The organism is Bacillus cereus group sp. MYBKT111-2, from assembly GCF_051915205.1.
In the GTDB taxonomy this organism is placed as follows: domain Bacteria; phylum Bacillota; class Bacilli; order Bacillales; family Bacillaceae_G; genus Bacillus_A; species Bacillus_A paranthracis.
The window spans coordinates 501,205-523,166 of the sequence record NZ_JBQAEG010000001.1 but is presented as its reverse complement, the minus strand read 5'-3'; the positions used below and the strand labels follow the sequence as shown (position 1 = coordinate 523,166).

The window sequence follows — 21,962 nt, the reverse complement described above, 5'->3', positions numbered from 1 at the left end:
AAACAGTTGTTGCAGAAAAACATTCCTAAAGTAAAGAAATTGTAAGAAAAGAGACCCTGATGTAAATAAAGTAGATAATTTAGCACGGTTTTGTAAAATGACATTTTTGGGTGAAAATTTCGATGCGTTTTAAAAATTGAAAGATATAGATATATTTGTAACACAATTTTATCATGATTTTCTTATTCTTTCAAATGAATATACGAAATTTTTAAAATAATATGACAAAGGAATTATAATGTTATATATAGAATATAAAACAGGTTAAAAGAAAAGAAGCCGAATGTAGTCAGCTTCTTTATGGTGAAAATGAAATGTTTGAATATAGCTGATAAATCTTAGAATTACACGAAGGATTGACAAATATACTTATCAGCGTAAAAAAGAAGATATGATAACTTAATTTCATATCTTCTCTGCTCTCTATGCATTTACAGGCTCTTCTACATAAGAAAGGGCATTTTCAAAATCGGATATTAAATCGTCAACATTTTCAAGACCGACGGATAGCCGAAGTAATGAATTTGAAATCCCTCTTTCATCACGAGCTTCTTGCGATAGTGCTGCATGTGACATTTTAGCTGGGTAGGAAAGGATCGATTCGACAGCCCCTAAACTAACCGCAAAGACAGGTAATTTTACTTTTGATAAAAATTGGCGAAGTGCGTCTTCTGATTGTAAAGTGAAAGATAGGACAGCTCCTGCTGATGTAGCTTGAGATTGTTGAATGTTAAATCCAAGATGTGTTTGTAATCCTGGATAATAGACATTTTGAACTTTAGCGTGCTCTTGTAAATAGTGTGCAATTTTATTGGCATTAGCAGCTGAATGCTCAAGACGTACATGCAATGTTTTTAGACCACGAAGTACGAGAGAACAATCTTGCGGGCCTAGAATAGCGCCGAATGAATTTTGTAAAAAGCCAAGTTTTTGAGCGAGATCGGTATCTTTTACAACTGCTAATCCGGCAGTAACATCACTATGACCGGCAATGAATTTTGTGGCACTATGAAGAACGACATCAGCGCCAAGGTCAAGTGGTTTCTGGAATAGTGGTGTCAAAAATGTATTATCAACAAAAGTAAGGGCGCCAATAGATTTTGCAAGTTTAGAAACAGCACGAATATCTGTCACTTTTAAAAGTGGATTGGAAGGTGTTTCTACATAAAAGAGTTTTGTATTTGGCTTAATGTTTTGCTTTATTTCTTCTAAATTGGTCATATCAACAAATGTATGTGAAACACCGTAACGGGAGAGAACTTCAGTTATCATTCGATAAGTTCCTCCGTATACGTCTTCTGAAATGAGTACGTGATCACCTTGTGAAAGGAGGAGGAATGCAGTAGAAATCGCTGCAATTCCTGATGCGAAGGCAAATCCTTTTGTTCCGCCTTCTAATAAAGCAATGATGTCTTCAAGAGCTTCACGAGTTGGATTGCCTGACCTGCTATAGTCATATTTCCCGAACGTATCTACATCAAATTGGTGAAATGTTGATGTGTTATAGATGGGAACGTTAACAGCTCCTGTTTGCGAGTCATGTTTATATTGGTTGTGCAGTAAGAGTGTATCTATAGAATAACTCATATTCTTACACCTTCTTTTACAAGTTTAATGGCTTGCTTTAAGTCTTGAATTAAATCGTTACTATTTTCAATACCAACGGAAAATCGAAGAAGACGATTACATACACCGTTTGCTGTTCTAATTTCTTCAGGAATATCAGCGTGTGTTTGTGTTGCTGGATATGTCATTAAACTTTCAACACCACCGAGACTTTCGGCAAATGTAATTAAGGATAAAGATTGTAAGAATGGATTAATCCATGTTTCATCTTTCAGACGAAACGAGATCATGCCGCCTCTTCCAGGATAAAATACATCTGTCACCCCATCTTCATCATTTAAATAAGCAACAACTGCTTTTGCATTTTCTTCATGTTGTCTCATGCGAAGCGCTAACGTTTTCATACCACGGATTAATAGCCATGAGTCAAATGGACTTAAGACCGCACCAGAGGCATTATGATAATGAGCGATTTCCTCACAAAGTTCCTTTCCTTTTGCAACGACAAGTCCGCTTAGTACATCGTTATGACCACCTAAATATTTCGTTGCGCTATGAAGTACAATATCGGCACCTTCTGTTAATGGCTGCTGTATATAAGGTGTGTAGAATGTGTTGTCTACAATAAGAAGTAGTCCGTGTCTTTTCGCTACAGTTGCAACAGCGGCAATATCGGTAACTTGCATTAATGGATTAGTTGGAGTTTCTATGAAAATAGCCTTCGTTTTCGTTGTGATGGCTTGCTCAATTTGTTTAATAGATTGTGTATTTACGTATCTACATCGAACGTTCCACTTTTTTTCGTGCTCAGAAAATAATCGATAAGTGCCACCGTATAAATCTTCAGAAACAATAAGTTCGTCTCCAGAGCGGAATAGGGAAAGGACAAGAAGAACGGCTGCCATCCCTGAACTACAGGCATAACCTTGTTCACCGCATTCTAAGTCTGCGATTGCCTGTTCTAATAGGCCGCGCGTTGGATTTCCAGTTCGTGAATAATCAAATCCAGTAGATTTACCAATTCCTTCGTGACGATAAGCAGTTGAAAAATAAACAGGTGGATTAACAGTTCCCGTTGTAGTTTCACTCCGGTTTCCGATTTGCGCTAATTTTGTTTCGATAGTTGACATGTAAAAATTCCTCCTTTTTAAATTGAACCATTAGTTGAATATAAAATAAAAAAGCCTTCTAAGAAGAAGGCTTTCGGTTTGAATAGAGTCTTCTTCTCATCTGTCAAATCTTTCACAATTTGCTGGAATTAGCACCTTATTAACAAATGTTAATGGTTGCTGAGGCGTCATAGGGCCAGTCCCTCTACCTCTCTAGATAAGAATGTTCGTATGAAATTTTATTATGTTTTTAACTTTACAACAAAAGATAATTGAATTGCAACTTTATTTTAAATAATTTTTATTTTTCCGCAAGTGTCATTGACTTTTGTATTTGTGCGTGCTAAATTTATAAAAAAATTAACAAACATTGTTAAAAGGGGAACGCATTTCCTTTTAGCTACATAAATAAAATAATAAAGACAAACTCTTATTGAGAGCGGTGGAGGGAAAGGCCCTGTGAAACCCGGCAACCTTCAAACGAAATGTTTGAAACGGTGCTAATACCTGCAAAACGAATGTTTTGCATAATAAGAGGAGGATCGATTATGTCCCCCTCTTCAAAGTGAAGAGGGGGTTTTTATATTGATAGAAATGAGGGAGATTTGTGAAATTACTAGATTTATTATCAAAAGGAATTGTAATAGGTGATGGTGCGGTTGGGACGTTATTACATTCACATGGTTTGCAAAGTAGTTTTGAAGAATTGAATATATCTGATCCAGATTTAATTGTATCGATTCATAAGCAATATGTAGCGGCTGGGGCAGATGTGATTCAAACAAATACGTACGGAGCAAATGAAGCGAAATTACGTATGTATGGATTAGAAAATCAAGTTACTGAAATTAATAGAGCGGCAGTAAAACTGGCGAAAGCATCTGTTACAGACAGAAATGCAATTTTAGGCACAATTGGTGGTATGAAACATATCGGGGCGGTTACGACAACTGATATGGAGCGAGAATTTATGTTACTGGAACAGGCAAGTGCATTATTAGAAGAACAGGTTGATGGACTGCTATTAGAGACTTTTTATGATGAGTTTGAATTACTTCATGCTGTCCAGGTGTTACGAAAAGAAACAAATATTCCAATTGTAGCGCAATTGGCGTTACATGAGGCGGGTACGACTCAAAATGGAAATGATGTAAATGAAATATTAAAACAACTTTTAGATTACGGTGCAAATGTTGTTGGATTGAACTGCCAACTAGGGCCACTTCATATGACGGAAGCTTTTAAAATGATATCGATTCCGAAAAATGGTTACTTGTCAGCATATCCAAATGCAGGTCTCCCAAATTATGTGGAGGGACGCTACGTATATGAGGGAAGTCCAGCTTATTTCGAAGCGATGACACCGAAATTTATTGAGCAAGGTATTCGGTTATTGGGTGGTTGTTGTGGCACGACTCCAGAACATATTGAAAGTATGAAACGTGCTACTTTAAATGTTACGCCTGTAATAGAAAAGGATACGATTCAAAGACCAAAAGTAGTTCATACACATGAGAAACGTTCAAAAGCCCATGTCACTTTAGCAGAGAAAGCAAAAAAACAAACGACAGTAGTAGTGGAATTAGATCCACCGAAAACGTTAGATACGCAGCGATTTTTTGAAGGTGCAAGAGCATTGAAAAGAGCTGGAGCAGATGCTATTACTCTAGCAGATAATTCATTAGCATCGCCTCGTATCTCGAATATGGCAATGGGAGCATTATTAACGAAGCATGATATTCCGGTATTGACGCACTTAACATGTAGAGACCATAACGTCATCGGACTACAATCTCACTTACTAGGTCTATCAGCGTTAGGTATGGAAGAAGTGTTAGCTTTAACTGGAGATCCAGCGCGTGTTGGTGATTTTCCAGGTGCCACTTCTGTATATGATTTGTCCTCTATTGAGCTCATTAAAATGATTAAAGAAATGAATGATGGGCGCTCTATTTTAGGGAAATCGATAGGGCCAGCAACAAGGTTTTCTGTAGGCGGCGCATTTAACCCTCATGTAAGACATTTAAAAGCAGCGGTTAAGCGAATGGAACGGAAAATAGATGCTGGAGCGGAATATTTCTTAACGCAGCCGATTTATGATATCGCATTAATTGAAGAAGTGTATGAAGCGACAAAGCATTTAGAACAACCTATTTTTATTGGGATTATGCCATTAATAAGTAAAAGGAATGCAGATTTTCTTCATTTTGAGGTGCCAGGAATTACGCTGCCTGAAGCAGTAAGGGAGAGAATGGATGGACATGAAACGAAAGAGGCAGCAATTGAGGAAGGAATTCGCATTTCACAAGAACTAATTGATGCGGCGATGAAATATTTTAACGGCATTTATCTGATTACACCATTTCTAAAATATGAAATTACAGAACATCTTGTTAAATATGTGAGAGAAAAGCAAGAAGTGAAAGAAGGTATTAATTGATGAAATGTATAGAAGAAAAATTACAAAATAACATCTTACTATTAGATGGTGCAATGGGAACGATGATCCAACAAGAGGACTTAACTGCGGAAGATTTCGGTGGAGAAGAGTACGAAGGTTGTAATGAGTATTTAGTAGAAACAAGACCAGATGTTATTTTAAAGATTCATAAAGCCTACATTGAAGCTGGAGCGGATATTATTGAAACAAATACATTTGGGGCGACAAATATTGTGCTAAGTGATTATGAGTTATCTTATTTAGACGAGGAGCTAAATGAGAAGGCAGCGCGTTTAGCGAAGCAAGCAGTCGAAGAAAGCGGGAAGGAAGTATATGTTGCGGGAGCAATGGGACCGACAACGAAAGCGATTAGTGTTACTGGTGGTGTAACGTTTGAAGAATTAATTGAAGCTTATACACGGCAGGCAAGAGGATTGTTGAAAGGAGAAGTGGATGTATTACTCGTTGAGACGAGTCAAGATATGCGTAACGTGAAGGCTGCTTATATTGGAATTCAAGCGGCTTTTGATGAACTAAATACAGTTGTACCTATCATGATTTCGGGAACGATTGAACCGATGGGAACGACTCTAGCTGGGCAAACAATTGAGGCTTTTTACTTATCGGTAGAACATATGAAGCCATTATCTGTTGGATTAAACTGTGCGACTGGTCCGGAGTTTATGAGAGACCATATTCGTTCTCTATCTGATTTATCGGAGTGTTACATTTCTTGTTATCCAAATGCAGGTCTTCCTGATGAAGATGGACATTATCATGAATCTCCATCCTCGCTTGCCGAGAAAGTGAAGCGATTTGCAGAAGAAGGATGGGTTAATATTATCGGTGGTTGTTGTGGTACAACACCAGAACATATAAAAGCAATGAAATCCGCATTAACGTCTCTTAAACCTCGTGAACAGCAAGAGAGAGCGGGACATGGGGTTAGTGGATTAGAGGCACTGCAATATGATGACTCCATGAGACCGTTATTTGTTGGTGAAAGAACAAATGTTATTGGATCACGTAAATTTAAAAGATTAGTAGCAGAAGGGAAATTTGAAGAGGCTGCTGAAATCGCTAGAGCGCAAGTGAAGAAAAATGCTCATATTATTGATATTTGTATGGCAGACCCGGACCGCGATGAAATAGAAGATATGGAAAACTTCTTGGCAGAAGTTACGAAAGTGTTAAAAGTACCGATTATGATTGACTCAACAGATGAACATGTGATGGAGCGAGCTCTTACTTATATTCAAGGGAAAGCTGTTATTAATTCAATTAACTTAGAAGATGGAGAAGAGCGATTTAAAAAAGTGACACCGCTTCTTCGTAAATATGGTGCTGCAATTGTAGTTGGAACAATCGATGAAGATGGAATGGCAGTAAGTGCGGAAAGAAAACTAGAAATTGCGAAAAGAAGTTATGAGTTATTGACGACGAAATATGGTATACGCCCATCAGATATTATTTTTGATGCACTTGTATTTCCTGTAGGGACAGGTGATGAAGAGTATATTGGCTCGGCGGCTGCGACGATAGAAGGGATTCGCCTTATTAAAGAAGCATTACCAGAGTGTTTAACGATTTTAGGTGTAAGTAACATATCATTTGGTTTACCACCAGCTGGTCGCGAAGTGTTAAATTCCGTCTTTTTATATCATGCAACGAAAGCAGGGTTAGATTACGCGATTGTAAATACGGAAAAATTAGAGCGCTATGCGTCAATTCCTGATGAAGAAAAACGCCTTGCAGATGCATTGCTTTTTGAAACGACGCAAGAGACGTTGGAGAAATTTACAAACTTCTATCGCGTGGCAAAAAAGAAAGATGTTGTTGTCCAAGAAACATTAACACTTGATGAAAGGCTCGCAAATTACATTGTAGAAGGTACGAAACAAGGTTTACACGAAGATTTAAGTCTCGCACTTACAGAAGGAAGAAAACCTTTGGATATTATTAATGGCCCACTTATGACAGGAATGGATGAGGTGGGACGATTATTTAATAATAATGAATTGATTGTTGCTGAAGTACTGCAAAGTGCTGAAAGTATGAAAGCAGCTGTAAGTTATTTAGAGCCACATATGGAATCTAGTGACAGTGCGAAAAAAGGGAAAGTATTATTAGCGACTGTTAAAGGGGACGTACATGATATTGGGAAAAATCTCGTTGAAATTATTTTAGCGAATAACGGATATGAGATTATTAATTTAGGAATTAATGTACGTTCGGATCGAATTGTTCAAGAAGTACAAGAAAAGAAGCCGGATATTATAGGTCTTTCTGGCTTGTTAGTAAAATCGGCTCAACAAATGGTAACGACTGCAGAAGATTTAAAAGCGGCGGATATTGATATTCCAATCGTTGTAGGCGGGGCAGCGTTAACGAGAAAGTTTACAGATAATCGCATTTCGCCATCTTATAAAGGGCTCGTATGTTATGCGAGTGATGCGATGACGGGGCTGGATATTATTAATAAGCTTCAAAAAGAAGAAGAGCGTGAGAAGATGAAGCAGGATAAAAAAGAACGTCATCTTCATATCGTAACAAAAGAAGAGAAGAAAGTAGAAATTCCAGCAGTAATTGAGCCATTACCGAAGGCTGAGGTTATCGTGCCGGATTCAACAAAACGAATTGTATTAAGAGATGTTCCTGTTTCACATCTCGCGCCATTTCTAAATAGACAAATGCTGCTTGGACATCACCTTGGCCTAAAGGGAAGTGTGAAGAAACTTTTGCGAGAGGGAGATAAAAGAGCGCATGAATTAAATGATTTAATAGATGAATTATTGCAGGAAGGACAATCTTGGTTAAAACCGAAAGCAGTGTATCAATTTTTCCCAGCGCAAAGCGACGGACAGAATATTGTAATATATGATCCAGAAGATCATACGCGTGTTATAGAGCGTTTCACATTCCCAAGACAAGGAAAAGCACCATATCGTACTTTAGGTGACTATTTACGCCCAGTTGGAGATGAGATGGACTATGTTGCTTTCCTATCTGTTACGGTTGGAGAAGGTGTTCGTGACATTGCTGAAGAGTGGAAGGCGAAAGGTGATTATTTACGCAGTCATGCTATTCAATCGTTAGCGCTTGAACTAGCAGAAGGACTTGCTGAAAAAACACATATGCTCATTCGCGATCGCTGGGGGATTCCAGATTCGCCAGAATTGACGATGGAAGAACGCTTCCGTACGAAATATAGAGGGATACGAGTGTCCTTCGGTTATCCAGCATGTCCAGAACTTGCAGATCAAGAAAAGTTATTTCGCTTAATTCATCCAGAGGAAATAGGTATTTCATTAACGGAAGGATTTATGATGGAGCCAGAAGCGTCTGTAACGGCTATGGTATTTTCTCACCCCGAGGCAAGATATTTTAGTGTATTATAGTCTAGAAGGGGGAGACGTATGAAAAAAATAGTCTTTACAGGTGGCGGTTCGGCAGGGCATGTAACACCTAATTTAGCCATCATTCCACATTTACAAGAACAAAATTGGGATATTTCTTATATTGGTTCTCATCAAGGAATTGAGAAAACGATTATAGAAAAGGAAGGCATTCCGTACTATAGTATTGCGAGCGGAAAGCTACGCCGTTATTTTGATTTGAAAAATATAAAAGATCCTTTTCTTGTGATGAAGGGTGTTATGGATGCGTATGTAAGGATTCGAAAACTAAAACCGGATGTGATTTTTTCAAAAGGTGGTTTCGTATCTGTACCAGTTGTAATAGGCGGATGGTTAAACAGGGTACCAGTTTTATTACATGAATCTGATATGACGCCAGGACTAGCAAACAAAATTGCGCTCCGTTTCGCTTCGAAAATATTTGTTACATTTGAAGAAGCTGCGAAACATTTACCGAAAGAAAAAGTAATTTATACAGGATCTCCTGTACGTGAAGAAGTACTAAAGGGAAATCGTGAAAAAGGTTTAGCATTTTTAGGTTTTTCACGTAAAAAGCCAGTTATTACAATCATGGGAGGAAGTTTGGGCGCAAAAAAAATTAATGAAACGGTTCGAGAAGCGTTACCAGAACTTCTGAAAAAATATCAAATTGTTCACCTTTGCGGAAAAGGTAATCTTGATGATAGTTTACAAAATAAAGAAGGATATAAACAATTTGAGTATGTACACGGAGAACTGCCAGATATATTAGCCATAACAGATTTTGTTATTTCACGTGCGGGCTCTAATGCCATTTTTGAGTTTTTAACATTGCAAAAGCCGATGGTTTTAATTCCACTATCGAAATTTGCAAGTCGTGGAGATCAAATATTAAATGCAGAATCATTTGAAAGACAAGGATATGCCTCTGTACTGTATGAAGAAGATGTGACTGTCAATTCTCTTATAAAGCATGTCGAAGAATTAAATCAAAATAATGAAGTGTATAGAACAGCTCTAAAAAAATATAATGGAAAAGAAGCAATTCAAACAATCATTCAACATATTTCAGAGGCATGATGAAACAATCATGCCTCTTTTAGTAGGATGAAAGATTCCAAGAAACGGTGTTTTTATGTTACAATAGCAAATGGATTAGTAGGGAGATTCCAATTAATGAAGCGTGAAAATACGAATGGATTAGGAGTGACTGTGTTGGAGCTAAGTCTCTATGAAAATACTGCACTTATTATATGCTTTGTGTTGTACGTTGGTAGTGTTATTGTTTATATTTCAAGGAAGTTTTCGCAAGAAAGAGAGCTTGAAAAATCAGAGATAACAGCTGAACTAGAAATGTTAGCTGATGAAAGTTATAAAAAGCAAAAAATAAAAGAAGATCATGAAGCATCCCATCATTTAAACGCAAATAAGTTTTAAAGATGGGGATTTTTTTTGAAGGAGATGCAGCAGAATTTGCATCTTATGTTATGAATCATGTGAAATAATAGTAACGGTATACAAGGTTATAAAAGTGATCTTTTGGGTACAGTGATGATAAGAAACATATATAAAGGAGTACATAATATGAAATTAGAAAATGGATGGGAAACGAGCTTTTTAGAAGTCGTACAAAATAGCGAATTTAAGAAAGAGGCACTTCTTAGCCAATTACTTTTTGCAGATAGTGAAGAAGTTGAGGAGCTTGTAGATGATTATGGTTATGAAGAAATCATTGACCGCGAACATGATGATGAATTAGCTCATATTTTAGGAGAAGAACTTTTTAGTGAGATGGAACGACACGTATTCTTATCTTCACAGTCAGAAGAAAAACTTATTTCATTCGTAAATGGATTAGGTTTTCATGTGTTAGATTGGATCGTTCTTCTTGAAACAGAATTTGGCATCGATAGTGCACACTTTACGTCGGATGCTGTGAAAATGTTAGAAAAGCGTTTCAGACAATTTCCATACATAGAAGATAAAACAATTTTTGACATGACATTTGGAGAAGCAATGGATGTATTAGAGTCTATTACGGGATTACAACTGAAAGAAAAGATGAATGTATAATGTAAAAAAAGAACGTGAGACTATCACGTTCTTTTTTTACATTATAATAATTTTATCATCTAGTTTCGTTTGTCCGCTAAGAAGTGCGTTTAAATATTCCACTTTTCTTATACAGGCTTGTATATGTCTTTCAACCTCTTGTAACTCTGCTTGGTGATGCGTTTCAATAGGATGAATTTGTACGTTGAATTTTTCAAATTGACTACTATATGTTATTTCTGCATAGCCGCTCATAATATCTGTTTCGTTATGAAATAAAAATTGCTTCGTTTTGTCACAGAATGATACATTTTGAAAGCCATATACTTTTAATGCTTCAATTACTTTTTTTATCATTTTTGTATTCATTTTTTTTAACCCTCTTTACGAAGTTCTACTTATACATTATAACATAAAAAATTACATAGAAAGCGCTTCCAAGTGTATTTTATTATAAACTTTACGTTTCAATCACAAAAATGAAACAAAGAAAAAATAATTGTAAAGAAGGAAGGACTCTTTTATTGTTTCGTCATATATATAGAGAAATAGTGCAATGAAAGGAAATTTTCCGAGGTGGAGATCGTATTTCCAATTTGAGCGCAGTAAAAGAGGTGAAGATCTTGAACTTTGATATTGTAGGACAAAAAGCATATATAAAAGATGGACCGCATCGGAACCGAATTGGAATTGTAAAGAAAAACGAGACAAAATTAGAATCGCAGTTTGCTATTGTAATTGGAGAACAAATCATTGAGGTAGAGCTAAAGGATATCGTGTTAGTTGGAGTAGACGTAGGACAATTTCATAAATGGTGCGAACAAAATGGTTATTTGTGAAAAGGACGGGCTGTGAGATAATGAAGTATATGTGAGGAAAGAGAATATGTTATTGTATTCTCTTTTTCTATGTGTAAGGAGACGGAGATGAAGTATACAGAACGAGATTTTACATTGGAGTTAAAAGAGAACATTCAATGCATGGAGAAGGAAATAGAGAGAATAGCATTTAAACTTTTTAAAGATTATTCACATTTGTACATAGAAAAAAACATGGAATTATTTATAGAACTCATCAGAGATAAAGAAAATCCTTTTGAAACAGGATATTCTTCATCAATTTCGATAGCTGTATTAGATGAAGAAGGAAAGATGGTTGAATTTTATACAGTTCCTATCTGGGAATGTTGTAGTTATTTTTTTGGAGTACCGCTTCCAATAAGGTTTTGGGGAAGTAAGTTAAGTGGTGAACTTGTTGATGAATCTTATTGTGAGATAGAGGAGGAGTTAAAGGAGCGGTTGGAAGAATTTTTACAGTTTGCGGGTGAGGAATAATAGTTAATCTGTAGTTTATAATTAATAGTTATTAAAAAAATGAAAAACGGTGTAATTTCTTTATATCTGTACATAGTGTTTGAAACAATATGTTATGCCTTATGTATAAAAGATAAAGAGGAAGATGAAAAGAACTAAAAAAGGACGCTAACCGTTTTGTTAGCGTCCTTTTCATTATGAAGCAATTTCACCAGTTTTTGTATCATCTTGATTGTACGTATCTTGATCTAATTCACCAAGCCATTTACTAGAAATAAGACCTGCTGTCATAGAACCACTTACGTTAAGAGCTGTACGCCCCATATCGATTAATGGTTCAACTGAGATAACAAGAGCGACAATACCGATTGGTAAGTTCATTGTAGATAGTACGATTAACGCTGCGAATGTTGCACCGCCACCAACGCCGGCAACACCGAATGAGCTAATAGCAACGACAGCGATTAAAGTTAAAATAAATTGTGGTTGTAATGGATCAATTCCTACAGTTGGAGCGACCATCATTGCAAGCATTGCTGGATAAATACCTGCGCAACCGTTTTGTCCGATAGATACTCCAAATGAGGCTGCGAAGTTTGCAATCCCTTCAGAAATACCAAGTTTTTCTTTTTGAGCTTCAATATTTAATGGCATTGCACCAGCACTAGAGCGAGATGTGAATGCAAATGTTAATACAGGGAACACCTTTTTCAAATATTGAATTGGATTTAAACCAGATAGAGCAATTAATAATAAGTGGATAACGAACATTACGATAAGTGCCACGTAAGACGCTAACACGAAGTTACCAAGTTTTAAAATAGCATTTATGTCGCTACCAGCAACTGTTTTTGCCATAAGAGCTAATACGCCGTATGGAGTAAGACGTAAAATTAATGTTACCATACGCATTACAATTGCATATACAGCATCAAGCATTTTCTTAAATAGCTCTGCTTGTTCTGGATATTTTCGTTTTACACCTATAAAGGCGATGCCGATAAAGGCTGCAAATATTACAACAGAAATTGTTGATGTTGGACGAGCGCCTGTTAAATCAAGAAATGGATTTGTAGGCAATAGTTCTAATAATTTATCTGGAATTGTTGTTTTTTCAATAGAAGTAAATCTTTCTTCAACTAGCTTCAGACGAGCAGATTCTGCATCACCTTGTTGCAGGCCTGTTGCAGATACATCAAATCCTGCACTTGCAGCGATACCGACAGCTGCAGCAATTCCTGTAGTCAGAATTAAAATTCCGATAATAAGACCACTAATTTTACCAAGGTTTTTCGTTAACTGTAATTTTGTAAATGCTGAAATAATAGATACTAAAATAAGTGGCATAACGATCATTTGAAGTAACTTCACATAACCGTTACCGATTAAGCCAAACCAAGTATTTGATTCAATAATTACTTTAGAAGTTGGCTCATAAATAAATTGTAATATAAGACCGAAGATAATTCCGACTCCTAAAGCGGTAAATACACGTTTATTAAAAGATACATGCTTACGTTGCATATAATATAATACGCCAACTAAAATGAGCATGACTGCAACGTTAATTCCGACAAGCAGTGTATTCATGATGATTCCCCCTAATTCCAATCTGTTATATAGAATATAAAACAATAAAACCTATAAGTCAACTAGGGAATTCCGGGATTAAAAAAAAGATGGCAAAATGCCATCTTTTAATGTCCAGCCCCAGGGACAAGTAAAAATGTCGTGTAGTATGTAAATCCTATGAAGAAAACAGTTAAATATGCCCCGAATACGTATATATACATACGCTCTGTTAAATTTAAATAGCTTAAAAGTACGAAGAATCCTGTTTGTCCTAAAAATAGTAGTGCAGTCGAATGCATATCCCCTACGTAAAACATAACCGAGAAAATTCCAGTCCAAAAGCCGAGAACGCGAAACATGCGCTCCATGCCATCTCCCTCCTTTTCTAAAAAAAGTAAACCTCACTTCATTATAGTTTATTTTTCTTACTATTGTAAATATTCGTTCATATAAAAAGAAGCCAATTATAATTGGCTTCTTTTTATATGAGAAATCAAATTGTTAGTTTATAATTACAAGATTTACATCCATCTAGTAAACTATCATTTCGTGTTAATTCCGTGTTAGGGAATAGGATTTCAAAAATCCCTTTCATCATATCTCCGTGCATATTACAAATTTCAGTTGGGTGATGGACAGCAACTTCTTTAAATGGACAATTGTGTACATCATAGAAAATTTTTGTTCCATCTGCACTTAATTCAAATGCAGGTGATAAGCCAGCTGTTGAAAAGGCTTCCTTTGCAATTTGAACTTTTTGCTCCACTGTTAAAGCATCTTCGCTCACATTTAAGCGCTGCATATGTTGTTGCATTAATTCGGCCCCGAATTGTTTCCCTGTTTCGTAGAGCGCTTTTTCACCAGCAGCACCAAGGCTAAGTAAAGAATTAAACGCGATTCTTGCTAACAATTGATAGTCACGGAATGGGAATTGTAATTGGATAACATCTTCAGATAATACATATAATCTGCTTGGTCGTCCGCCTTTTCCAGTTTTCTTCGTTTCAGATTTCAGCATATGAACATCTTCTAATTTAGATAAATGTAAACGCGCTACGTTTGGATGAATGTCAAACTCATCAGCAATTTCTTGTACAGTTACGTAACTATGTTTTTGAGAAATATATTTATAAATGTAATAACGAGTTGGGTCAGCTAAAACACCTGTAATTTTTAAAGCTTGTTCCATGAGGATCTCCACCTTTATCACTTTATCCAAGATAATAACATTATAATACAGATAAACATGGGTATAGGTAATTTTAGACAATAATTCGGAAATTGTTCATAATTTCACAAACATATTTTTCCTTTTTCATCTAGTGAAAATGCAAAAATACCGATTTTTCAGATGGATTTCTTCATGCTATATACATAGTGGGGAGGGAAAAATGATGAATGGAATTGAAAGCTTTGCGAATACGATTTTGAAAGAGGCGTGTAGGGTACAAGCTTCGGATTTACATATTGTGCCCCGGAAGAAGGATGTAGTGATTCAACTGCGCATAGGGAAAGATTTAATGACGAAACAATACATTGAAAAGGAATTTGGAGAAAAACTTGTTTCACACTTTAAATTTTTAGCATCCATGGATATAGGGGAGAGGCGGAAGCCACAAAATGGTTCACTGTATTTACAAATGGATGGACAGGAAGTGTATTTACGTCTTTCCACGCTTCCAACTGTATATCAAGAAAGTCTCGTTATTCGTCTTCATTTACAAGCATCTATTCAGCCGTTATCTCATCTTTCGTTATTTCCAAGTACAGCGAAGAAACTACTTTCTTTTTTACATTATTCCCATGGGTTACTCGTATTTACTGGACCGACTGGATCGGGGAAGACAACAACAATGTATGCATTATTAGAGGTAATTAGAAAAAAGAAAACACGCCGCATCGTTACACTGGAAGATCCAGTTGAAAAAAGAAATGACGATGTATTACAAGTTCAAATAAATGAAAAAGCAGGTATCACATATGAGGCGGGACTAAAGGCTATTTTGCGTCATGATCCAGATGTTATTTTAGTGGGTGAAATTCGTGATGAAGAAACAGCAAAAATCGCTATAAGAGCAAGTTTGACTGGCCATTTAGTAATGACGACACTGCATACGAATGATGCGAAAGGAGCAATACTTCGGTTTATGGACTTTGGCATAACAAGGCAAGAGATTGAACAATCTTTATTGGCTATAGCTGCACAGCGACTTGTTGAATTGAAGTGTCCGTTTTGTAAAAGAAAGTGCTCAACTGTATGTAAATCAATGAGGCAAGTAAGGCAAGCGAGTATTTATGAGTTGTTATATGGATATGAGTTAAAACAAGCGATTAAAGAAGCAAACGGGGAATGTGTCACGTACAAGCATGAGACATTAGAGTCTTCGTTGCGAAAAGGATACGCTTTAGGATTTTTAGAAGAGGATGTTTATGTTTAAGAAAATATGGAGTTTAAGTGATCAAGTAATATTACTGAAACGATTAGGAGAACTATTAGAAAAAGGATACTCTCTTTTGCAGGCATTAGAATTTTTACGGTTTCAATTACCTTTAGAAAAGAAAGTACAATTGCAGCGCATGATTGATGGATTAAAAAATGGAAAAAGTCTACACGATTCTTTTCATCAATTAAAGTTTCATCAGGAGATGTTAAGCTATTTATTTTATGCCGAGCAACATGGTGATATTTCTTTTGCGTTGCAACAAGGGAGTGCACTTCTTTATAAAAAGGATAAGTATAGGAAAGATATGATGAAAATAATGCAGTATCCTATGTTTTTGGCGTTCTTTTTAATAATCATGATTTTGATTTTTAACCGCATTTTATTACCACAAGTTGACATGGTATATAGTTCATTTGGTTCTACAGCACCGTTATTTACAGAGCAAATTTTAAGTGCAATTAAGCTACTACCTTATCTTATTTTTAGCACTATTTTTATCGTTACAATTGGCTGTAGTTTATATATATTTTACTTTCGGAAACTCCCACATATGAAGCAGGTAAAAATTATGCTTCGTATCCCCCTCGTAAAAACATTTCTTATTTTAAAGCATTCGCATTATTTCGCTACTCAATTGAGCGGTTTATTACACGGTGGGCTATCAGTACTTGAGGCTCTAACAATAATGATGGAACAAAAATACCATCCGTTTTTTCGATATGAAGCGGGTCGAATTGAACGCCAATTAATTGCAGGAGAATCGTTGCAATCTATTATTGCTAAAAGTGGATATTATGAGGAAGAACTTTCTTATATTATTACACATGGCCAAGCAAACGGTAATTTGGCGATTGAATTAGGTGATTATAGTGATCTGATTATGGAAAAGATGGAGCAAAAAATTAACCGTATGTTAGTGATTATTCAACCGATTTTATTTACGTGTATTGGAGGAATAGTCGTTCTTATGTATTTAGCGATGATTATGCCAATGTTTCAAATGATGAATTCTATATAGGAGGCATTTACATGCAGAATGAGGAAGGGTTTACCCTTTTAGAAATGTTATTAGTTATGGTCGTCATAACTGTATTATTACTATTAATTATTCCTAATGTAGTTACGCAGCGTTCATCCGTTGAAGGAAAAGGATGTAAAGCCTATGTGAAATCTATAGAAGCACAAGTACAAGTATACCAACTACAACATAATAAAATTCCTACACTAAAAGAGTTAAGTGATGATAAATATATTACAGCTGATAAGTGTCCGAATGGTGAAGCGATTCATATTTCCAATGATGGCACAGTAACAAGTGGGAAACAGTGAAGCAAAAAGGTTTTACACTTTTAGAAATGCTACTCGTTTTATTTGCCATTTCTGTACTAAGTGTGGTCACGTATTTTCATGTACATTCATTATATGAAAAACAAAAAATTGAACAATTTTTAAGACAGTTTTCAAATGATATTTTGTATATGCAACAATTAGCTATAAATCGTCAAAAACACTATACATTACGATGGCATAAAGATAGACATATGTATTATATAGGGGAATCGAGTATGGATCATTCTATCATTAAAAGAGAATATGATAGCGATATACAATTGGATTTGAATACTTTTCCAAATCCGATGACATATAATCCGAGTGGGAATATTAATAGAGGTGGCACGATTTTACTTTCGTATCGAAGTTATAAATATGAGATTGTATTCCAGCTTGGAAGAGGGAGATTTACGTATCGTGAAATGTCAAAAAGGGTCAGTGATGGCTGAAATGCTTGTAGCATTAAGTATAGTAATGATGATGGTATCTTTACTACTTCCGCAAACAGTATTGATTATGCAAGAACGAAAAAACATACAAATTCGTTATAAGGCATTTGTATTATTAAAAAAAGAAGCGGCTTTATATATGTATGAGAATGAGGCAAAACAACAGAAAGAAAAAGTCATAAATGGAAATGTATATTACACATATTGGGGAGGAAATGAAGTTTGTGCGATGTGGAAAGATGTGAAAGGAAAAATGATGGAACAATGCTTTTATGCGGGAGAAAAAATGAATTAGAAGTTGGATTTACATTAATTGAAATGATCGTATGTTTTTTTCTGTTATCACTTTTCTTTTTACTCTTACCACGTTTAAGCTTTATTGGAATAGAAAACAAGCAATCAAAAGGGTTAAATAATTGGGAATGGGATGTGTTTGTAGGACAAGTACAGTTAGAGTTTCGTGAAGTATCATTTGTGGAAAAAATAGTTCCTGAAAATAGAGAGAGTATGTTGCGCTTCCGTCTTCGCACTGGAGATGAAGTGACGTATGAAAAATTGAATAATCACCTTATAAGAAAAGTGAACATGCGCGGAAGAGAAGTTATATTACAAAATGTTGAAATGGTTTCGTATGAAGTAACACCTCATTTGCTCTTTATCAATGTGAAAGATAGGAGCGGGAAAAAATATGAAGGTGTAGCTATAAGGTATAGCGAAATGGGAATACATGTATGATAAAACAAGATGGATTTACGATGCCAGGAACAATCATTTTTCTTATATTATTAACTTCGTTCTTTATATACGAAACGAATATGTTGCTTATAGATAAAAAATTTTATATTGAAATAGAGCAAAAGTTTGTACTGGAGGAAATACTAAATCAATCTATTACAAATATAAAAAAAGACTTACGGCAAAAAGAAAAGGAAGATACTTTTTTCTTTTCATATGAAAAGGGCGAAGCGAGTGGAAATTACGTATTTGAAAACGACGTTATTCTCGTTTCATTGCAGTGCAAAATAAAACAGGAAGTTTTCTATAAAGTAAGCTTTCGGTATAGAAAAAAAGATGAGAAAATATTCGATTGGATAGAAGGATAGTATGTGAAATATATGGATAAAAAACCATGATTTATCATTTGAAAATAGGCTGTTTTTTAAAAGGAAATGGATAAATAAAACAATTAAAAGTTTAAATTTTCTCAAAAAAGAGAAAGGTAGAAAGAATATGATATATTCATGCTATCCAATCATTATTTTTAGGGAGAATAGGGAAATGACAAACAACAATCAAATAGATGAAAATAAGGAACAAACTATTTTTGATCATAAAGGAAATGCAATTATGACAGAAGATAGGGAAATACAAATTATTTCAAAATTCGAAGAACCTCTTATTGTCGTGTTAGGAAATGTATTAAGTGATGAAGAGTGTGATGAATTAATTGAATTGTCTAAAAATAAATTAGCACGTTCTAAAGTTGGTTCATCGCGTGATGTAAATGATATTCGAACGAGTAGTGGTGCATTTTTAGATGATAATGAACTTACTGCGAAGATTGAAAAACGAATTTCATCTATCATGAATGTTCCTGTTTCGCATGGAGAAGGATTACACATTTTAAATTATGAAGTGGATCAACAATATAAAGCACACTATGATTATTTTGCCGAACATAGTAGATCAGCTGCTAATAATCGTATTAGTACGCTTGTCATGTACTTAAATGATGTAGAAGAAGGCGGAGAAACTTTCTTTCCGAAATTAAATCTTTCTGTGCACCCTAGAAAGGGAATGGCAGTATACTTTGAGTATTTCTATCAAGATCAATCACTAAATGAGCTTACGTTACACGGAGGGGCACCTGTAACGAAAGGTGAGAAATGGATTGCAACGCAGTGGGTAAGAAGAGGCGCTTATAAGTAAAAGCGTGTATGAAACGTTTTGTTCTTCATTTTATAAGAAGAACAAAACGTTTTTTTATTAAATAATGTAATCTTTCGTTATAATAACAAATAATAACGGATGATTGAGAGGAACGAACATGAAATCTATATACATAACCGGCTATATGGGAGCTGGGAAAACAACAATTGGAAAAGTATTAAGTAAAGAACTTCATATGGATGTTATAGATACAGATCAAAAAATTGAAGAGAAGCAAGAGAAGGAGATTCGTGATATTTTTGCCGAAGAAGGTGAAATGGCTTTTCGGGAATATGAAAGTAAGATGTTACGTTCACTACCTGTTGAAAATGTAATCATTACAACTGGCGGCGGAATCGTTGAGCGAGAGGAAAACCGGAAATGGATGAAGGAAAATGGAACTGTCGTGTATTTATATTGTGATCCACATGTAATTGCAGAAAGGCTTCGTGAAGATACGACACGTCCACTATTTCAGAAGAAAGATATAGATGCATTTGTAATGAAATTCGAATTGCGCCGAGCTTATTATGAAGAGGCCCATATCCATATTGATACGACGAATAAATCTGTAAAGCAAATTATGGATGAATTAAAAGAAAAGATTAATGAATAAAAAAGTGGACATACTAATCAAGTAGAGGTGATGATAATATGTCTACTAATGATTATGTTCGCTTTGTGACACAGCAGTTTGTGTCGTATATGGATGCTCCAAAAGAAGATCGTAAACAAAAGAAAGAACAACGCCGTGCTGAAAAAGAGCCATTTATGAATAAGTGGTTTGGTGTTATGCCGCTAAGTGCTGCTTTGTTTTATCAAAACGTAAAAAATAAAAGAAAAAAATCAAGTTAAAGATTTCGTAATATGTGTAGTAAAATGAAAATCCCCTAGTAGCATCATACTACTAGGGGATTTTCATTTACTGCATAGACTCTTTTTCTTCTGTAACGGCATGTATTTTATTGTTCACCCAGACAAATCCAATTCCGATACAAATGGAAATGCCCCATCCAACAGCGGTCATAATTGCTCTCATTTCACCGTAGCCATCTACACCGAAAACAGAGATGAAATAAATTTTTAAGAAGCTTTTTAATATGAATTGTAGACCGAAAAAGAGCGTTAAATATTGCAATGCTGGATAGATACGACTATCACGATACAGTTCACGACTTTTATCACGGTCATGCCCTTGCAGTGCTGCAATATCTGCTGCGAAATATAACATAAGTGGTTTTTTTATAAAAATTGTACATATAACGATAATGCCGAGTACGATGTGATAATATGCATCGTTCCACAACATTCGTTCAGCTGATCCAGATAATAAATCTACTGTCGTATTAGAAATGAGTGTAATTAAAATAAAGAACCCTGTTACGTTAAACTGTTTTTCTTTTTTAAAGGTATACAGTGTATAAATAATCCCCGGAACAGAGGAAAGTAACATTGCGTAATAAGGATCGATATAAGGTTTTGCAAATTTCCAAATGAGGAATGGGATTACGAGATAAAAGACAAGATCTAATATAGCTTTTTTATTTTGATTCATATACAGCCTCCTTAAGTCATACATATATTTTATAATATAATTTCTGAAAATTGTATAAGGTTTAGTGGGAAAAGAAAAGAAAAAGTATATGTTTAGTAGATTGAAAAAAATACCCCTAGCGTAGTAAGTTTTTTTAGTATACAATAAAGGAAACGCTTTCATTTTTAGTTTGTTCACAAAATAGACGGAAAATCACATATTTACTATCGATATGTTGCTTTATAATGAAACTAATTAAATATACATGCATACAATATTGTGAAATAAATAACATAAATAATTTATATAAATGTAAACGTTATCAAAAGAGAGAGGTGGAGGCAATGAGTAAATTTTTCTTCAATCATAATCCAGCAACAGTAGAGGATGGAAGGCTTGTTGAATATGCTGAAATTATTTATGGAGAAGGCGGCCGTTCTGTATTAGAAAATTTAATGGTGAAGGCATCTATCAGATTGCGTGATCGTTATCCGAATAAATCTGACGAGCAGATCTCGAACCTAGTAAATAAAGGCATCCATGATATGTTTCAAAAATATGTGAGTGAGTAAGAAGTAAGAGTAGCTAACGGCTGCTCTTATTTTTTTGTATAAGGATGGTGTCTCTAGCTGAAAATAAGGGTGTATTTTGAAAGATATAAAAAGGAGGGGAAATAATGAGCAATGGAATTGGTCGTTCAAAAGAAAATCTTCCAACTGATGCTAATCATGTGAGTGCAAAGGATCGTGCGCATCAAAAACGCATGGCAAAGCAAAAACAACAAGAGCGTAATGGCGATAGAGGATAACTCAAAAAAGCTCCTTCTA

Annotated in this window: 27 protein-coding genes and 2 riboswitches; of the genes, 19 read left to right on the top strand and 8 right to left on the bottom strand. The window is 35.3% G+C overall.

The window, feature by feature from the left end; genetic code table 11:
* Positions 1-423: 423 nt before the first annotated feature.
* On the bottom strand, positions 424-1,587 hold the full coding sequence (gene metC / locus ACTFNE_RS02780; protein WP_000122291.1) for a cystathionine beta-lyase: 1,164 nt from the start codon (positions 1,585-1,587) through the stop codon (positions 424-426).
* Positions 1,584-2,696, bottom strand: a complete 1,113-nt coding sequence (metI, locus tag ACTFNE_RS02775; RefSeq protein ID WP_000103875.1) for a cystathionine gamma-synthase/O-acetylhomoserine thiolyase — start codon at positions 2,694-2,696, stop codon at positions 1,584-1,586. Before metI ends, metC begins: the two co-directional genes overlap by 4 nt.
* 93 nt (positions 2,697-2,789) lie before the next feature.
* A riboswitch (SAM riboswitch) is annotated at positions 2,790-2,899 on the bottom strand.
* 203 nt (positions 2,900-3,102) lie between these two features.
* Positions 3,103-3,212: riboswitch (SAM riboswitch) on the top strand.
* Between the two features lie 70 nt (positions 3,213-3,282).
* Between metI and ACTFNE_RS02770 the strand changes: the two genes are divergently transcribed.
* The 5 genes from ACTFNE_RS02770 (at position 3,283) to ACTFNE_RS02750 (ending at position 10,583) form a co-directional block, all read left to right on the top strand.
* A complete protein-coding gene (locus ACTFNE_RS02770) occupies positions 3,283-5,115 on the top strand; it encodes a bifunctional homocysteine S-methyltransferase/methylenetetrahydrofolate reductase (RefSeq protein ID WP_270705373.1) in 1,833 nt (610 codons plus the stop codon).
* Positions 5,115-8,513 carry a methionine synthase gene (metH, locus tag ACTFNE_RS02765; RefSeq protein WP_270705372.1) on the top strand — a complete coding sequence of 1,133 codons (3,399 nt, stop codon included), beginning with the start codon at positions 5,115-5,117 and terminating at the stop codon, positions 8,511-8,513. The genes ACTFNE_RS02770 and metH overlap by 1 nt, the downstream gene beginning before the upstream one ends.
* A gap of 18 nt (positions 8,514-8,531) precedes the next feature.
* Positions 8,532-9,590, top strand: a complete 1,059-nt coding sequence (gene murG / locus ACTFNE_RS02760) for an undecaprenyldiphospho-muramoylpentapeptide beta-N-acetylglucosaminyltransferase (protein WP_046197828.1) — start codon at positions 8,532-8,534, stop codon at positions 9,588-9,590.
* A 96-nt stretch (positions 9,591-9,686) separates the two neighbouring features.
* On the top strand, positions 9,687-9,947 hold the full coding sequence (locus tag ACTFNE_RS02755; protein WP_000817964.1) for a DUF3966 domain-containing protein: 261 nt from the start codon (positions 9,687-9,689) through the stop codon (positions 9,945-9,947).
* Positions 9,948-10,094: 147 nt separating this feature from the next.
* Positions 10,095-10,583, top strand: a complete 489-nt coding sequence (locus tag ACTFNE_RS02750; RefSeq protein ID WP_000764274.1) for a hypothetical protein — start codon at positions 10,095-10,097, stop codon at positions 10,581-10,583.
* Positions 10,584-10,619: 36 nt separating this feature from the next.
* Here the strand turns inward: ACTFNE_RS02750 and ACTFNE_RS02745 are convergent, their stop codons facing one another.
* Positions 10,620-10,931, bottom strand: coding sequence for a hypothetical protein (locus tag ACTFNE_RS02745; RefSeq protein WP_001093243.1), 312 nt, complete (start codon positions 10,929-10,931; stop codon positions 10,620-10,622).
* Positions 10,932-11,185: 254 nt separating this feature from the next.
* Here ACTFNE_RS02745 and ACTFNE_RS02740 point away from each other — a divergent pair, with 254 nt between their 5' ends.
* Both ACTFNE_RS02740 and ACTFNE_RS02735 read left to right on the top strand, forming a co-directional pair.
* Positions 11,186-11,401 (top strand): DUF3912 family protein, encoded by a 216-nt coding sequence (locus ACTFNE_RS02740; protein ID WP_001008331.1) that lies wholly within the window; start codon positions 11,186-11,188, stop codon positions 11,399-11,401.
* A gap of 87 nt (positions 11,402-11,488) precedes the next feature.
* Complete coding sequence (locus tag ACTFNE_RS02735; RefSeq protein ID WP_270705371.1) at positions 11,489-11,896, top strand: hypothetical protein; 408 nt, start codon at positions 11,489-11,491, stop codon at positions 11,894-11,896.
* Positions 11,897-12,070: 174 nt separating this feature from the next.
* Here ACTFNE_RS02735 and ACTFNE_RS02730 read toward each other — a convergent pair whose 3' ends face one another.
* The 3 genes from ACTFNE_RS02730 to ACTFNE_RS02720 all read right to left on the bottom strand — a co-directional run bounded on the left by ACTFNE_RS02730 (position 12,071) and on the right by ACTFNE_RS02720 (position 14,636).
* Complete coding sequence (locus ACTFNE_RS02730; protein ID WP_001094339.1) at positions 12,071-13,465, bottom strand: L-cystine transporter; 1,395 nt, start codon at positions 13,463-13,465, stop codon at positions 12,071-12,073.
* Between the two features lie 107 nt (positions 13,466-13,572).
* Positions 13,573-13,815 carry a DUF2626 domain-containing protein gene (locus ACTFNE_RS02725; protein ID WP_000440714.1) on the bottom strand — a complete coding sequence of 81 codons (243 nt, stop codon included), beginning with the start codon at positions 13,813-13,815 and terminating at the stop codon, positions 13,573-13,575.
* 125 nt (positions 13,816-13,940) lie between these two features.
* Positions 13,941-14,636 (bottom strand): helix-turn-helix transcriptional regulator, encoded by a 696-nt coding sequence (locus ACTFNE_RS02720; protein ID WP_000434109.1) that lies wholly within the window; start codon positions 14,634-14,636, stop codon positions 13,941-13,943.
* 205 nt (positions 14,637-14,841) lie between these two features.
* On the opposite strand from ACTFNE_RS02720, the gene comGA reads away from it, so the two are divergent.
* The 10 genes from comGA to ACTFNE_RS02670 all read left to right on the top strand — a co-directional run bounded on the left by comGA (position 14,842) and on the right by ACTFNE_RS02670 (position 20,456).
* Positions 14,842-15,885 carry a competence protein ComGA gene (gene comGA, locus ACTFNE_RS02715; protein WP_074543056.1) on the top strand — a complete coding sequence of 348 codons (1,044 nt, stop codon included), beginning with the start codon at positions 14,842-14,844 and terminating at the stop codon, positions 15,883-15,885.
* Positions 15,878-16,909 carry a comG operon protein ComGB gene (gene comGB, locus ACTFNE_RS02710; protein WP_046197830.1) on the top strand — a complete coding sequence of 344 codons (1,032 nt, stop codon included), beginning with the start codon at positions 15,878-15,880 and terminating at the stop codon, positions 16,907-16,909. Before comGA ends, comGB begins: the two co-directional genes overlap by 8 nt.
* A gap of 11 nt (positions 16,910-16,920) precedes the next feature.
* Complete coding sequence (gene comGC / locus ACTFNE_RS02705; protein WP_001178695.1) at positions 16,921-17,220, top strand: comG operon protein ComGC; 300 nt, start codon at positions 16,921-16,923, stop codon at positions 17,218-17,220.
* The gene (comGD, locus tag ACTFNE_RS02700) at positions 17,217-17,672 is read left to right on the top strand and encodes a comG operon protein ComGD (RefSeq protein ID WP_270705370.1); all 456 of its coding nucleotides are present in this window, start codon (positions 17,217-17,219) and stop codon (positions 17,670-17,672) included. The genes comGC and comGD overlap by 4 nt, the downstream gene beginning before the upstream one ends.
* Positions 17,665-17,967: a competence type IV pilus minor pilin ComGE gene (gene comGE / locus ACTFNE_RS02695; protein WP_000829518.1), complete on the top strand. Its 303-nt coding sequence runs from the start codon at positions 17,665-17,667 to the stop codon at positions 17,965-17,967. Before comGD ends, comGE begins: the two co-directional genes overlap by 8 nt.
* The gene (comGF, locus tag ACTFNE_RS02690) at positions 17,937-18,407 is read left to right on the top strand and encodes a competence type IV pilus minor pilin ComGF (RefSeq protein WP_000923058.1); all 471 of its coding nucleotides are present in this window, start codon (positions 17,937-17,939) and stop codon (positions 18,405-18,407) included. The genes comGE and comGF overlap by 31 nt, the downstream gene beginning before the upstream one ends.
* On the top strand, positions 18,404-18,775 hold the full coding sequence (gene comGG / locus ACTFNE_RS02685) for a competence type IV pilus minor pilin ComGG (RefSeq protein ID WP_000595196.1): 372 nt from the start codon (positions 18,404-18,406) through the stop codon (positions 18,773-18,775). The genes comGF and comGG overlap by 4 nt, the downstream gene beginning before the upstream one ends.
* A 175-nt stretch (positions 18,776-18,950) precedes the next feature.
* Positions 18,951-19,601 (top strand): 2OG-Fe(II) oxygenase, encoded by a 651-nt coding sequence (locus ACTFNE_RS02680; protein ID WP_046197831.1) that lies wholly within the window; start codon positions 18,951-18,953, stop codon positions 19,599-19,601.
* Between the two features lie 118 nt (positions 19,602-19,719).
* On the top strand, positions 19,720-20,217 hold the full coding sequence (locus ACTFNE_RS02675) for a shikimate kinase (protein WP_270705369.1): 498 nt from the start codon (positions 19,720-19,722) through the stop codon (positions 20,215-20,217).
* A gap of 38 nt (positions 20,218-20,255) precedes the next feature.
* The gene (locus ACTFNE_RS02670) at positions 20,256-20,456 is read left to right on the top strand and encodes a YqzE family protein (RefSeq protein WP_000106079.1); all 201 of its coding nucleotides are present in this window, start codon (positions 20,256-20,258) and stop codon (positions 20,454-20,456) included.
* Between the two features lie 67 nt (positions 20,457-20,523).
* Here the strand turns inward: ACTFNE_RS02670 and ACTFNE_RS02665 are convergent, their stop codons facing one another.
* Together ACTFNE_RS02665 and ACTFNE_RS02660 are read right to left on the bottom strand one after the other, a co-directional pair.
* Entirely contained in the window at positions 20,524-21,156 is a 633-nt protein-coding gene (locus ACTFNE_RS02665; RefSeq protein WP_001073109.1) for a VC0807 family protein, read from the bottom strand.
* A gap of 133 nt (positions 21,157-21,289) precedes the next feature.
* Complete coding sequence (locus ACTFNE_RS02660) at positions 21,290-21,406, bottom strand: GTP pyrophosphokinase (protein ID WP_071727059.1); 117 nt, start codon at positions 21,404-21,406, stop codon at positions 21,290-21,292.
* A gap of 73 nt (positions 21,407-21,479) precedes the next feature.
* Between ACTFNE_RS02660 and ACTFNE_RS02655 the strand changes: the two genes are divergently transcribed.
* Complete coding sequence (locus ACTFNE_RS02655) at positions 21,480-21,707, top strand: hypothetical protein (protein ID WP_000032699.1); 228 nt, start codon at positions 21,480-21,482, stop codon at positions 21,705-21,707.
* A gap of 104 nt (positions 21,708-21,811) precedes the next feature.
* Positions 21,812-21,943 (top strand): hypothetical protein, encoded by a 132-nt coding sequence (locus ACTFNE_RS02650; protein WP_000064661.1) that lies wholly within the window; start codon positions 21,812-21,814, stop codon positions 21,941-21,943.
* The last annotated feature ends 19 nt before the right edge of the window (positions 21,944-21,962 follow it).

Bases quoted from the DNA above. Each gene is read 5' to 3' on its own strand.
- ACTFNE_RS02750 (WP_000764274.1), top strand. From the start codon at position 10,095: ATGAAATTAGAAAATGGATGGGAAACGAGCTTTTTAGAAGTCGTACAA.
- ACTFNE_RS02720 (WP_000434109.1), bottom strand. From the start codon at position 14,636: ATGGAACAAGCTTTAAAAATTACAGGTGTTTTAGCTGACCCAACTCGT.
- metH (WP_270705372.1), top strand. From the start codon at position 5,115: ATGAAATGTATAGAAGAAAAATTACAAAATAACATCTTACTATTAGAT.
- ACTFNE_RS02755 (WP_000817964.1), top strand. From the start codon at position 9,687: ATGAAGCGTGAAAATACGAATGGATTAGGAGTGACTGTGTTGGAGCTA.
- metI (WP_000103875.1), bottom strand. From the start codon at position 2,696: ATGTCAACTATCGAAACAAAATTAGCGCAAATCGGAAACCGGAGTGAA.
- ACTFNE_RS02680 (WP_046197831.1), top strand. From the start codon at position 18,951: ATGACAAACAACAATCAAATAGATGAAAATAAGGAACAAACTATTTTT.
- ACTFNE_RS02735 (WP_270705371.1), top strand. From the start codon at position 11,489: ATGAAGTATACAGAACGAGATTTTACATTGGAGTTAAAAGAGAACATT.
- ACTFNE_RS02670 (WP_000106079.1), top strand. From the start codon at position 20,256: ATGTCTACTAATGATTATGTTCGCTTTGTGACACAGCAGTTTGTGTCG.
- metC (WP_000122291.1), bottom strand. From the start codon at position 1,587: ATGAGTTATTCTATAGATACACTCTTACTGCACAACCAATATAAACAT.
- ACTFNE_RS02725 (WP_000440714.1), bottom strand. From the start codon at position 13,815: ATGGAGCGCATGTTTCGCGTTCTCGGCTTTTGGACTGGAATTTTCTCG.
- ACTFNE_RS02650 (WP_000064661.1), top strand. From the start codon at position 21,812: ATGAGCAATGGAATTGGTCGTTCAAAAGAAAATCTTCCAACTGATGCT.
- ACTFNE_RS02660 (WP_071727059.1), bottom strand. From the start codon at position 21,406: ATGCATGTATATTTAATTAGTTTCATTATAAAGCAACATATCGATAGT.
- ACTFNE_RS02675 (WP_270705369.1), top strand. From the start codon at position 19,720: ATGAAATCTATATACATAACCGGCTATATGGGAGCTGGGAAAACAACA.
- comGC (WP_001178695.1), top strand. From the start codon at position 16,921: ATGCAGAATGAGGAAGGGTTTACCCTTTTAGAAATGTTATTAGTTATG.
- ACTFNE_RS02730 (WP_001094339.1), bottom strand. From the start codon at position 13,465: ATGAATACACTGCTTGTCGGAATTAACGTTGCAGTCATGCTCATTTTA.
- murG (WP_046197828.1), top strand. From the start codon at position 8,532: ATGAAAAAAATAGTCTTTACAGGTGGCGGTTCGGCAGGGCATGTAACA.
- comGA (WP_074543056.1), top strand. From the start codon at position 14,842: ATGAATGGAATTGAAAGCTTTGCGAATACGATTTTGAAAGAGGCGTGT.
- ACTFNE_RS02745 (WP_001093243.1), bottom strand. From the start codon at position 10,931: ATGAATACAAAAATGATAAAAAAAGTAATTGAAGCATTAAAAGTATAT.
- comGG (WP_000595196.1), top strand. From the start codon at position 18,404: ATGATAAAACAAGATGGATTTACGATGCCAGGAACAATCATTTTTCTT.
- comGB (WP_046197830.1), top strand. From the start codon at position 15,878: ATGTTTAAGAAAATATGGAGTTTAAGTGATCAAGTAATATTACTGAAA.
- ACTFNE_RS02655 (WP_000032699.1), top strand. From the start codon at position 21,480: ATGAGTAAATTTTTCTTCAATCATAATCCAGCAACAGTAGAGGATGGA.
- ACTFNE_RS02665 (WP_001073109.1), bottom strand. From the start codon at position 21,156: ATGAATCAAAATAAAAAAGCTATATTAGATCTTGTCTTTTATCTCGTA.
- comGF (WP_000923058.1), top strand. From the start codon at position 17,937: ATGCTTTTATGCGGGAGAAAAAATGAATTAGAAGTTGGATTTACATTA.
- comGE (WP_000829518.1), top strand. From the start codon at position 17,665: ATGGCTGAAATGCTTGTAGCATTAAGTATAGTAATGATGATGGTATCT.